The organism is Streptodolium elevatio (assembly GCF_053592165.1).
On the sequence record NZ_JBSFVE010000013.1, the window covers coordinates 76,440 to 88,843 of the forward strand.

General features: G+C 71.0%; 9 protein-coding genes. 1 reads left to right on the forward strand and 8 read right to left on the reverse strand.

Annotation, left to right across the window (positions count from 1 at the left end):
• Nucleotides 1-336 precede the first annotated feature (336 nt).
• Nucleotides 337-2,046 (forward strand): MFS transporter, encoded by a 1,710-nt coding sequence (locus ACWD12_RS23550; RefSeq protein WP_450101178.1) that lies wholly within the window; start codon nucleotides 337-339, stop codon nucleotides 2,044-2,046.
• A 126-nt stretch (nucleotides 2,047-2,172) separates the two neighbouring features.
• On the opposite strand, the gene cysC is transcribed toward ACWD12_RS23550, so the two are convergent.
• From cysC to ACWD12_RS23590, 8 genes are all read right to left on the reverse strand, one after another.
• Complete coding sequence (gene cysC / locus ACWD12_RS23555) at nucleotides 2,173-2,757, reverse strand: adenylyl-sulfate kinase (RefSeq protein ID WP_450101179.1); 585 nt, start codon at nucleotides 2,755-2,757, stop codon at nucleotides 2,173-2,175.
• An 82-nt stretch (nucleotides 2,758-2,839) separates the two neighbouring features.
• Nucleotides 2,840-4,462, reverse strand: coding sequence for an AMP-binding protein (locus tag ACWD12_RS23560; protein ID WP_450101180.1), 1,623 nt, complete (start codon nucleotides 4,460-4,462; stop codon nucleotides 2,840-2,842).
• A 148-nt stretch (nucleotides 4,463-4,610) separates the two neighbouring features.
• Nucleotides 4,611-5,348 (reverse strand): D-alanyl-D-alanine carboxypeptidase family protein, encoded by a 738-nt coding sequence (locus ACWD12_RS23565; RefSeq protein WP_450101181.1) that lies wholly within the window; start codon nucleotides 5,346-5,348, stop codon nucleotides 4,611-4,613.
• A 320-nt stretch (nucleotides 5,349-5,668) separates the two neighbouring features.
• Complete coding sequence (locus tag ACWD12_RS23570) at nucleotides 5,669-8,050, reverse strand: FtsX-like permease family protein (RefSeq protein WP_450101182.1); 2,382 nt, start codon at nucleotides 8,048-8,050, stop codon at nucleotides 5,669-5,671.
• Nucleotides 8,047-8,853, reverse strand: coding sequence for an ABC transporter ATP-binding protein (locus ACWD12_RS23575; RefSeq protein WP_450101183.1), 807 nt, complete (start codon nucleotides 8,851-8,853; stop codon nucleotides 8,047-8,049). The genes ACWD12_RS23570 and ACWD12_RS23575 overlap by 4 nt, the downstream gene beginning before the upstream one ends.
• Entirely contained in the window at nucleotides 8,850-9,371 is a 522-nt protein-coding gene (locus ACWD12_RS23580; RefSeq protein ID WP_358355291.1) for a PadR family transcriptional regulator, read from the reverse strand. Before ACWD12_RS23580 ends, ACWD12_RS23575 begins: the two co-directional genes overlap by 4 nt.
• A 125-nt stretch (nucleotides 9,372-9,496) precedes the next feature.
• Nucleotides 9,497-10,591 carry a winged helix DNA-binding domain-containing protein gene (locus ACWD12_RS23585; protein ID WP_450101184.1) on the reverse strand — a complete coding sequence of 365 codons (1,095 nt, stop codon included), beginning with the start codon at nucleotides 10,589-10,591 and terminating at the stop codon, nucleotides 9,497-9,499.
• A 114-nt stretch (nucleotides 10,592-10,705) separates the two neighbouring features.
• Nucleotides 10,706-12,184 (reverse strand): MDR family MFS transporter, encoded by a 1,479-nt coding sequence (locus ACWD12_RS23590; RefSeq protein WP_450101185.1) that lies wholly within the window; start codon nucleotides 12,182-12,184, stop codon nucleotides 10,706-10,708.
• Nucleotides 12,185-12,404 lie beyond the last annotated feature (220 nt).

The window sequence follows — 12,404 nt, forward strand, 5'->3', positions numbered from 1 at the left end:
GACCTTGACTTTTGCCCGGCAGGAGTGATGCTGTTCACCTGACGGTGTGTCAGTTATGACCGCGATCTCAGATGTGACACAACACCACTCTGCGCGTAGATGTGTCTTCACAGGACCGTGACGACATGCTAAACACTGTCAACCAGTCGGATCGGATTCCCGAACAGGGATTCGGTTGGCAGCTCCGGTAGAGCGCTGAACCGCCGTCCGTCCACCTTGTTTTGTCAAAAGCGGACACGTGCGCCCTCGTGGTGACACGTGTCACGTGCACGCCCGGCTCGCTCGCAGATAGCTCCATGCACAGCTTCACGCACAGCACAGAACGGACAGGCCCTCATGTCTGAGACCGCAACACCGAACGCTGGACCTCCACCACAGGTCTCGGACGACACAGGACGCCTCGACGGTGCTTCCAAGGGGAAGATCTTCGGCATCCTCGCGATCATCGTCCTCTTCTCCGAGGTCGTCCCGCTCCAGTACGCGATGATCTCGGCGGCGGTCCCCAAGATCGCCCCTTCGTTCCCCGACCAGGGCGAGAACATCTCGTGGATGATCGTCATCCTCGGCCTGACCGGCGGTGCGGTCAGCCCGCTGATCGGCAAGCTCTCCGACCTGTACGGCAAGAAGCGCATGCTGCTCGCGTGCAGCGTCGCCTTCCTGGCCGGGACGCTGCTGTGTGCCACGACCGACAACTGGACGCTGTTCCTGGCCGGCCGCGCCCTGCAGGCGGTCGCCTTCGGTATGACGGCCATCGTGTACGGCCTCATCCGCGACCTGATGCCGCGTAAGTTCATCCCGGTCGCCATCGGCGTCTCGGCCACCGGCCTCGGCCTGTCCGCCGCCCTCGCCCCGGTCCTCGGCGGCGTGCTGACCGACCACTACTCGTGGCGCTCGCTGTTCTGGTTCCTGGCGATCTTCATGCTGGTGGCCATACCGCTGCTGGTCATATTCGTGCCCGAGACGAAGCTGCGCGTGCACCAGAAGCTCGACTGGTTCGGCGCGATCGTCCTCGGCCTCGGCCTCGCGATGATCCTGCTGTACATCAGCCAGGGCGAGAACTGGGGCTGGAGCGAGCCCACCGCGTGGGGTTACGCGGTCGGCGGCCTGATCGTCATCGGCCTGTGGGTCGTGTGGGAGAAGCGCCAGGACCAGCCGCTCATCGACATGAAGCTGCTGACCGCGCCCAAGGTCGCCGCCGTCATCGCCATCGCCTTCGTGGCGAACATGATCATCGGCATGCAGAACTACCTGACCAGCTACATGGCGCAGACGCCGGAGGCGGACGAGCTCAAGGGCCAGATCACCGCCGGCACGCTCGCCCAGACCGAGGCCGGTGCCCGCGCCGCCGGCACCCCGGACGGCATGATCGCCGGGCTCCTGGACAACATGCGCCAGGGCATCAGCTTCAACGACGACCTGAACTACGCGCTCGGCTTCTCGATGCTCGCCATGGCCCTGCACCTGGCCATCTGGCAGTCCATCGGCAGCATGATCTCGGGCCCGGTCGCCGGCGCCTGGGGCCAGCGTCGCGGCCTGCGCCAGCCGATGATCGCGGGCATGTCGCTGCTGTCGGCCGGCATGCTGATGTACGTCTTCCTGCACAACAACTGGCAGGTCATGCTGATCTGCGGTGTCGTCTACGGCCTCGGCTTCGGCATGTACTACTCGGCGGCGCCGAACCTCATGATCGAGGCGGTCCCGCAGGAGCAGCAGGGCATCGCGTCCAGCATGCTCGTCGTCGCGCAGTCGTTCGGCGCCTCGGTCGGCGTCGCACTGCTGTCGCCGATCTTCACCCGGAACGCGTTCGAGGTCTCGGTGCCGAACCCGGCCACGGGGCAGATCACGACCAACGAGATCCCCCAGGTGTACACGACCGACGGGTACGTCCAGGGCTTCTGGCTCGCCCTCGTCGCCGGCCTCATCGGCCTCGCCATCGCGATCGTCATGAAGCACGGCCGCAACAAGGCCACCGGCGGCCTCGGCCACGACGGCGCCGTCCCGGACGGCGACCCCGGCGCGGCGGCCAAGGAGCCCGCGAACGCCTGACGTTCGCCGCGCAGGCAAAGCTTCGGACAAAAGGAGCTCCCGGGACATGGTCCCGGGGGCTCCTTTGCGCGGCCGTCGCACGCGCTCCTTTGCACAGCTTTTGCGTAGCCGTTACGCGCTGTGGGGTCAGCCGCGCAGCCGCTCCAGCTCGGCGACCAGTCGCGCGGCCTGCTCGTCCGGTGTGCCGTCGTCGGGGGTCAGCCGCAATTCGGGCTCCAGCGGGGCCTCGTAGGGCGCGTTGATGCCGGTGAAGTCCTTGATCTCGCCGGTCCGCGCCTTCGCGTACAGGCCCTTGGGGTCCCGGCTCTCGCACACCTCGATCGGGGTGTCGACGAAGACCTCCAGGAACGGTACGCCGTCGCGCTCGTGCAACTCGCGCGCCCGGTCCCGGTCCGCACGGTACGGGCTGATGACCGGGACCAGCGCGACCACGCCCGCGTCCGCGAACAGCCGCGCCACCTCGCCGACCCGGCGGATGTTCTCGGTACGGTCCGCCGCGCCGAAGCCCAGGTCGGCGTTGAGGCCGTGCCGCAGGTTGTCGCCGTCCAACCGGTACGCCGCTATCCCGCGCGCCACGAGCAGCCGCTCGGCCATCACCGACACCGTCGACTTGCCGGAGCCCGACAGGCCGGTGAACCACACCGTCGCCCCGCGCCAGGGGCGGTCCATGCGCCCCACGCCGCTGTCGTGCCACACCACGTTCGTGCTCATTCGCGTCCGCTCCGTTCCGCACCCCGCCTTGCACCGATGGCCAGGACGTTACCGGGAGCCGCGCGAACAATCCCGCGCGGTCCTACAGGCCCAGCAGCTCGATCGACCGCTCCCGCATCTCGACCTTCCGGATCTTCCCGGTGACCGTCATGGGGAAGTCCTCGACCGCGTGCACGTAGCGCGGGATCTTGTAGTGCGCCAGCCTGCCCGCGCAGAAGGCGCGTACGGACTCGGCCGTGGGAGCCTCCGCGCCGGGGCGTACCTTCACCCACGCCATCAGCTCCTCCCCGTACTTCGCATCCGGCACGCCGACGACCTGCGCGTCCACGATGTCCGGGTGCGTGTACAGGAACTCCTCGATCTCGCGCGGGTAGATGTTCTCGCCGCCGCGGATCACCATGTCCTTGATGCGGCCGACGATGCCCACGTACCCGTCCGCGTCCATCACGGCCAAGTCGCCGGTGTGCATCCAGCCGTCCGGGTCCACCGCCTCGGCGGTCTTCTCCGGCTCGTCCCAGTACCCCTTCATCACGGAGTACCCGCGCGTACACAACTCGCCCGCCTCACCACGCGGCAGCACCTCGCCGGTGTCCGGTGCGACGACCTTGATCTCCACGTGCGGATGCACCGCGCCGACCGTCGACACCCGCTGCTCCAGGCTGTCGTCCACGCGCGTCTGCGTCGACACCGGCGACGTCTCCGTCATGCCGTAGCAGATGGTCACGTCGGTCATCCCCATGTCGCCGATGACCCGCTTCATGACCTCGACGGGGCACGGCGCTCCGGCCATGACCCCGGTGCGCAGCGTCGACAGGTCGTACGACGCGAACCCCGGATCGGCCAGCATCCCGATGAACATCGTCGGCACGCCGTAGAGCACCGTGCAGCGTTCCGCCTCGACCGCCTTCAACGTGGCCTCCGCCTCGAAGGCCGGCGCCGGGACGACCATGCACGAACCGTGCGTCACCGCACCGAGGTTGCCCATTACCATGCCGAAACAGTGATAAAACGGCACCGGCAGACAGACCCGGTCCTCGTGCGTCCAGCCCTGCAACTCGGCGACGAACCAGCCGTTGTTCAGGATGTTCCGGTGGGTGAGCGTCGCGCCCTTCGGGAAGCCGGTGGTGCCCGAGGTGTACTGGATGTTGATCGGGTCGTCCGGGTGCAGCGTCGCCGCGACCTCCGCGAGCCGCGCCGGGTCGAGCGCACGCCCGGCCGCCACGACCCCGTCCCAGTCCGGGCCGTCGAGGAAAACCACCTGCTCCAACGCCGGGCAGGCGTCCCGCACTTCGCCCACCATGGCGCGGTAGTCGCTGGTCTTGAACACCGGTGCCGACACCAGCAGGCGGATGCCGGACTGCCGCAGCACGTACTCCAGTTCATGTGTGCGGTACGCCGGGTTGACGGTCACCAGCACCGCCCCGATCCGCGCCGTCGCGAACTGCGTGAGCACCCACTCGGCCCGGTTCGGCGACCAGATCCCCACGCGGTCGCCGGGCCGGATCCCGCGCGCCAGCAGCCCGAGGGCGAAGGCGTCCACCGCCTCGGCGAGCTCCCGGTACGTGTACGCCGTCCCCGCGGCCCGGTCCACCAGCGCCGCCCGGTCCGGACCGGCCGCGACCGTGCGCGCGAAGTTCGCCCCGATGGTCTCGGTCAGCAGCGGCGAGTCCGTCGGCCCGGAGGCGTACGACAGCGCTTGATCCATGGGTGCCCCTCCAACGTGGGTGGTCCGGCGGCCGCGTACTGCCCGGTCAGCCGGGCGGCGGAACCCGACGTTATCGGGCGCGGGGGGTCAGAAGGGAGGGGTCGGCGGCGTCTTCAAGGCGATCTCGACAAGCGCGGGAGCGGGCGGCTCAGGGGTGGGGTGCGCGAGGCGGGCAGCCCTTCTTGTGGCTTGCCGCGTACTCGAAGTGCCAGGGCTCGTTGTCGTAGGTCCGGCACCACCCGTACTGAGCGCCGTTCTTCTCCAGCCATGTCTGCGCGGCCTTGGGGGCGATGTCGATCGCGGTGCCCTTCACGTGCGAGGACTCGTCGGGCGGCAGGACGCGCTTGCGGGCCGCCGCCTCCGAGCCCTTGCAGGCCACCTCGGTCTCCCACAGCAGCTTCTGGTGGTCGTACGAGCGCGCACCCGAGCGCAGCGAGAGGTCGATGCCCGCGTCGGCCATCTTGTCCTCGACCGTGCGGTACGCACTGCGCGCCCCCGATGCCAGCTTGTCGGGGTTGGTGGCATCCGGCTCCGGGATGTCGCCGCCTTCGGCGCCGTCGTCGCAGCGCACGGTCATCGTGGTCGCCGGCGCCGGTACCGCCCCCGGAGGGCGGGCGGTGCCGGTCCCGGACGTGCTGCTGCCCGACGGTCCGGGCGACGCCGTGACGGCGATCTCCACGACGCGGTCGCCGCTGCCGAACACCGTCGCTCCCACGGCCGTGCCGATGCCGCACGACACCGTGATGCTCCCCGCCCACAGGATCGCGACGGGTATTCGCCGCCTCCGCCTGCTTGCGTCGCGCCGTCCTCGGTCGGGGTCGGGCGTGAGTGCGAACCTGTCGGTGCCGTTCGCGGCACCTGTCGTCTCAGGGTTGTACGCGTTCACAACAGTCCTTTCTCCGATGCGGAATCGCGAGATCGCGGGGTTGCCGAATCCGGGATCGCGAGGTCGCGGGATCGCGAGGTGTTGGGGTGTTGGGTCTCGGGGTCTGGGGGTCGTGTGGTCGCCGAATCACCGGGTGAACGGGAATCAGGGCGCGGAGCCCGGCAGGGGACCGGGCGGCACGGGGCAGCACGGGGCGGCACGGCGGCACGAAGGGGCGTGCGGCCCTGCGACGCGATCCGGGTTGTGCGGTGGGTGGGTGTGAAGTTGTGGAAGAACGCCGGGAGTTGCCGCGGCCGCTACCGCGTTGCCCCGTTACACCCTCACTCCGTGCGGAGGTTGTCCGGCCGTACCAGCCGCCACAGCGGGGGCAGCCCGACGAGTGCGACCGCCAGTACGGCGGTGCCTCCCAGGCCGGCGACCGATCCGACGTACGCCCAGTCGACTTGCGGTGGTCGCGCCGCCAGGCTCAGCAGCAGCGAGCCCAACCCGATGCCGCCGGCGACGGCGAGGACCAGGCCCACCGCCAAGGGCACGATCGTCTGTGCCAGCACGGACAGGGCCAGAGTGCGGTGCGGCGTTCCCAATGCGGCCAACACGGCCAGCGGACGCCGCTGTTCGCGCAACTGCTCCAGGGTGGACACGAGCATGCTCGCGGCGATCAGCATCAGCGTGACCGTGGCGCCGACGAAGAGGCCGCGCTTGATGTTGGTGTACTTGCGTGCCTCGGTGCTCGCCTCCAGCGTGGAGACGTAGGCGCCCGGATCGGCCCGCATCACCGCGGTGCGCAGGTGTTCGAGGCCGTCCGGGACGGTCAGGTCGACCTTCACGTAAGCACGGGCCTCCAGGATCCGGTACCCGCTCCCGGCAAGCGCCTCCGGCGTGGCGTAGAGGCCGCCCCCGCTCGCGAGCATCTGACCGCGGACCGATTCGATCCGCTTGGCGGTCGTGGGCACGGTCCACTCGATCTTCCGGTCGGGGGCGCCGGGAAGGTCGAGTGTCACCCGTGACCCGGGGCCGAGAGCACCCGCTTCCGTGAACGACGGCCCCCACTCCGGGTCGACGCCGTCCACCCGGGGCTCGCCGAGCACCGGGGCGCGCCGGCTGTCCGGTGCGGGGGGCATGGTGAACACGTCGCCGGCCGTGCAGTCGGTGATGTCGGCGATCTCGCGCAGGGCCGGGCAGTCGGCGACCACGACGGTCTCCGTGGGGGCGGCGTCGGCCGACTTCGAGGCGGCGCTCTCGGCGTACGGCACGAACGAGGCGACCCCGGGGGTCGTGGCGAGTTCGCGGAGACGGGCCGCGCTGTCGTCGCCCGTCGAGAGGCTCACATATGAGTCCGCGAGGTCGACCCGCTGGCCGGTCGGCGTGGTGAACGTCGACTCAAGCCCGGTGAGCAGCGTCTGTACGGCGATCGCGCCAGCGACCGCGACCGCGATGCCGTTCACGACGCGCACCGATGCCGCGGTCTCGGCGTGCAGCCTGCGCATGCCGAGGAGCCAGGGGGTCGGCCCCGCGCCGAGTCGCGCGGTGAGGGTGCGTACCGCCCACGGCAGTATTGCCGTCACACCGATGAGCACCAGCAGTATTCCGCCGGAGAGTTGGTAGACGTTCATGGCCGTGTCGGCGCGGGCGTCGCGCAGCAGCGGCAAGAGCAGCGCCAGGCCGAGCCCGGCGGGGAGCAGGCGCAGCCACGCGTGCCTCGGCGCGGGCGCGGCGCGGCGCGCGACACCGAGAGGCTCGACGGTGAGGCCGCGCAGGGCCAGGAGCCCGGCGGCCACCGAGACCGCCGGGACCGCGACCAGGACGAGCGCGCCGAGCCCGATCGGCGGCTTGATGTCGCCGGGGAACACGCTGACGTCCCACAGTTCGATCCCGCGGACGAACTGCCGTCCGACGAGGAAGAACGCGAGGCCGACCACGGTGCCGCCCACCGCGGTCGCGAGCGCTTCACCCGCGACGAGGCGCCGCATCATGCGTCGGTCGGCGCCGACGAGTCGCAGCACGGCCATGCGGCGGTCCCGAGTGCTCGACCCAAAGCGGGACGCGACGGCGACGAACACTATGACGGGGGACAGCAGCGCGACGAATACGGTCACCGCGAGCAGGGTGAGGAGCGGGCCCAGCGGCTCGGGGGTCTCCCCGCTGCCGAACCCGTCGACCCGGTCCGCCTGTTCGGGTGTGAGCGACGCGCTCCCGACGTAGTACGCCAGCTCGGCCGGCCCGGTCAGACCGGCGTCGCCGATGTGTCCCGCGATCGGGTACGGCAGCCGCTCGCGGAGCAGCGTGCCCGAGGAGGACCGCAGCAGGTCGTCCAGGGCGGGCGAGACCAGCATCGTTCCGGCGCCCGGCAGTTCGCCCAGCCCCGGTGGCACCACGGGCCGGTCGCCTTCCGCCTGAAGGAGTCGGCCGCGGATCTCCTGGCCGCGGAACTTGGTGTCCGCCTTGACCACCAGCAGTGTCTGCGGCCCGGCCGGAGTGCCCTCCGCGACGATCTGGTCCATGCGCTCGGAGCCACGCGTGTTGCGCGCGTCCAGCATGTTGGGCACGGACGTCGCGAGCAGCAGCAGTCCGGTGCCCAGGGCGATGCCCAGCATGGTGAGTGCCGTACGCAGCAGGCCCGAGCGCCCGCCCGAGACCGCGAACCGGGCGCCCATGCCGACGTCGTGGAGCCACTGCCGGGGCCTTGCGGCCTCCCTGCTCACGCCGCCCACCCCAAGCTGCGGGTGCGGCCGTCGCGCACCACGACCTCCCGGTCCGAGTACGCCGCGACCCGCGCGTCGTGCGTCACCAGCACCACCGCGGCGCCGGAATCCCGGGCGGAGTCGGTGAGCAGGTTCATCACCCGCTCGCTGTTGAACGAGTCCAGTGCGCCCGTCGGTTCGTCGGCGAACACCACGCGCGGCCCGGCCGCGAGCGCGCGGGCGATCGCGACCCGCTGCCCCTGGCCGCCGGACACCTCGCCGGGCAGCTTGCCGGACACGTCGTCGACCTCCAGCCGGGCCAGCCACTCGGCCGCGCGCCGGGCCGCCTCACGGCGGCGTACGCCGTTCAGGCGCAGCGGCAGCGCGGCGTTCTCGGCACAGGTGAGCTCGGGCACCAACTGGCCGAACTGGAACACGAAGCCGAAGTCGCGGCGGCGCAGCGCACTGCGCTCACGGTCGGACATCGCGGCCACGTCGCGCCCTTGGTACCGCAGTTCGCCCGCGTCGGGCGCCACGATTCCGGCGAGGCAGTGCAGCAGTGTCGACTTGCCGGACCCGGACGGGCCCATCACCGCCACGATCTCCCCCGCCGCTATGTCGAACGAGGCGTTCTCGAGGGCGGGCGTCGGACCGTACGTCTTGCGCAGTCCGCGAGCGGTGAGCAGCGAGCCGGATTCGTCGCCGGTGCGGGCCTGTGGTGCGGTGGTGACGGCGGTCGGCCGGCCCGCGCCGACCGCCCCGAGGCCCCCGGCCGGGCCGGTGCCGCCGGCACCGGACGACTTCTTCCGCTTCATCGGGTTCACAGGGCCACCTCCGCCTTCAGCCGGTCGAGGCGCGCCTCGGTCAGTTCCAGCCAGCGCAGGTCCGCCTCCAGGTGGAACAGCGCGTGATCGCAGATCAGCTGGTCGGCGAGGTCGCCGCCCTTTTTGCGCTCGGTCAGCTCGCGCATCAGCCGCAGGTGCTCGGCGCGCTGCGTGTCGAGCAGGTCGCCCGCGCTGCGCCCGGTCATCAGGGCGATGACGACCTTCGTGTAGAGCGTGCTCTGCAGATAGGGCTCGGGCTTCTCCGGCCGCGCGAGCCACTGCTCGACGTCGGTCAGCCCCTCGGCGGTGATCGCGTAGCGCTTCCGCTCCGGGCCCTCGCCGTGCTCTATGCCGTCGACTTCGACGAAGCCGTTCTTCAGCAGTCGCGACAGCGTCGCGTACACCTGCCCGTAGGCGAGCGGCTTGCCCTGCCCGAAGCGGTCGTCGAACGCGCGCTTCAGGTCGTACCCGTGGCGTGGGCCGGACTCCAGCAGCCCGAGGAGGGTGTGGCTAATCATGTCGACGACTATACACGCGGGATATACACCGAGTGTATAGACGCGGTGAATAGCCTCTTCGGAGGACGCCGGAACGCCCGGACGGGGTGCCCGACCGGACTGGCGAACATGGGTTTGACCTGCGGTTATGCTCCACCGCTCAGGAACTCGGAAACCGCCAAGGATTCCTTCTCGATCACCGAGGCGAGTGAAGGGCCCCAGGAGTCGAACGCCGCAGTCCGAACCTCGCGCCCCTTGCGTCCCCACGTCCCCACGGCGACGCCGTCGGCCAGCACCACGGGCCGGATGACCCCGCCGCCGGGCCACACATCTCTCTCATGGGCGGGTGGCACCACGAGGCGGCGGTCGCGGTAGGCGAGGAGGTAGTCGTCGTACGCGGGAAGCAGCCGGACGTCGGGCCCGACCGCGTCACCGCCTCCGACCGCGCCCCGACCGTCGACGTGATCCCCGGCCTCCCCTTCGTCAGGGGCCGCGTCCTCCGGGCGACGCGTCTTCGCCGGTCCGGCCGCCCAGGCCCGCCGGGCGAGCGACAGAGGCAGGCCGGACCAGTGCGCGAAGTCCTCGGCGTCGGCGGGGCCGTGCGCCCGGGCGTACCGCAGCGCGAGCTCGGCCGCCGCCGCGTCGCCCTGCGGCCCGCGCCCGTGGGCCGGGATCCAGTCGTCGAGCAGCACGAAGGTGCCCTCGCCCGCCCGCCGGGGACCGTGGCAGACCACACCGACCAGCGCGGCGTGCCTGATCAAATGGAACGGCGCCTGCCCGGAAGGCGGGACCCCGATGGCCGCCAGGCGTTCGGCCAACTCGCCGCGGGTGAGCGGCCCGTGCGTCGCGACCGCCTCGCGGATCACGCGCGCGGCGCGTTCGCGAAGTGCCTCGTCGAGGTCCAGTTCACGGTACCGGCGGGCGTTCGCCGCCTCGTTCCGTGCCCCGAACACGCCGAGCAGCCAGCGCAGGTCCTCCGCGGGCACGGTGTGCAGCGTGCCGCGCATGAACCATCCGGTGGCGATCGAGCGTTCGTCCTCGTACGCGGCCCGCACCTCGGCCGCCGAGACGTCGTCGGCGCGCACCCGGACGCCGAGGTCGGCGGCGACCGCGTCCTGCGCCTGGATCGCGAAGACCCGCCGCACCACGCCCGCGGCGGTGTGCTCCCGGACACCGCCGGCCAGCGCCTGCGCGCGGGCCCGCGCGAGGCGCAGCGCGCGAATCGTCTGCTTGGTGGTCACGCGCACAGTCTCCCGCGTCGGGCTGACGCGCCGACCGCTACGCCCGACGGCTACGCCCGACCGCTACGCACCCGAACGCGCTACGCACCCGAACGCGCTACGCACCCGAACGCGCTACGCGCTGACCGCGTCCGGCTCCGCCGCCGGGCGGGCCTCCTCGACCGGCTCGGCCTTGCGCATCGTCGCCGCGGCATCCTCGTCGCGCACGGTCAGTGCCACGAGGGCGCCGACGAGCGCGATGCCGGCCGCCGTCCAGAACGCGGCGCGGTATGCGTCCAGATTCGGAGCGGCCAGGCCCGCCGAGGTGGTGGTGAACGCGCCCACCCCCGCGATCACCGTGCTCAGCAGGGCGACGCCCAGTGCCGAGCCGAGCTGGCGCTGCGTGCTGAACAGCGTCGACGCCGCGGCGCTGTCGGAGGGCTTGGTCTTGGCGAAAGCGGCGGCCTGCATCGGGATCATGTTGAACGCCAGCGCGACGCCGGTGAAGAAGAGGATGCCGACGAACACCGCGGGAGGGGTGTTCTGGTCGGTCCGGCTGAGCATGGCGGCCGCCGCGGCTATGCCCGCCAGGCCGACGGCCATCAGGCGGCGCGGTCCGACCTTCGGGTAGATGCGGGAGACGACCTGCGAGGTGATCATCACGCCGAACGCCTCGGGGAAGGTCAGCAGACCGGTCTTGAGCGCACTCCAGCCGAACGCCTGCTGGCACATCAGCGGGTAGACGTACAGAAGGCCGAGGAAGCCCGCGGAGCCGAGCAGCGACACGGTGTTGGTGCTGGCGAACAGGCGGTCGCCGAACAGGCGGAGCTTGAGAATGGGTTCGGCGGCGCGGAGCTCGTACCAGACCATCGAGACGAGCAGCACCGGCCCGGCTATGCCGGTGCCGATGATGAGCGGGGACCCCCAGCCCTTGCCCGGGCCCTCGCTGAGCGAGTACATCAGCAGCGCGAAGCCGACGCCGGCGAGGAGGAAGCCCGGCAGGTCGAAGCGGCCGACGCCCGGCTCGCGGTGCTCCTTGAGGAACAGCGCGCCGAACACCAGGGCCACCGCGCCGACCGGCAGGTTGATGTAGAAGACCCAGTGCCACGACGCCTTGTCGACGAGCAGGCCGCCGAGCACCGGGCCGAGCGCGGGGGCGATCGCGGTCGGGACCATCAGGACGCGGGACGCGCGCACGCGCTCCTCGGGCGGGAAGGCGCGGAACATCATCGCCATGCCGACCGGGGTCAGCAGGCCGCCGCCGACACCCTGGAGGATGCGGAAGAGCACGAGTTGGTCGAGCGTCTGCGCGAGGCCGCACAAGGCGGACGCGCCGGTGAACACCGCCAGCGCGAAGAGGAACACCCGCTTGCTGCCGAACCGGTCGCCGAGCCACCCGGACGCGGGGATGAACACCGCGAGGCTGACCAGATAGCCGACCGCCACCGTGCCGAGCTCCGAGGGACCGACCCCGAAGTCCTTGCCGATGGCCGGGAGCGCGACGTTGGTGATCGTGATGTCGAGGATGTTCACGAACATCGCGGCCACGAAGACCGCGCCGACGACGAACTTCTGGTTGAGGTCGGGCAGACGCGATCGGCCGGGTGATGCCATACGGGCGGACTCCTGGGAGCGGAACGGATAGAGCGGGAGCGGTCAGGCGCGGGCCGCCCCGGTACGTGTCGTGGTGCCGGACCAAGGGCGGTGTACCGGGAAGCGCGGTGCACCGCGGTGTGCGTCGTAACGCGACGCCGGCCGGCGCCAAGCAGACGCAACGAGCGCGGCCCGGGAGGAATTCCTCCCGGGCCGCGACGGTGGCACAGGCCACACCAGG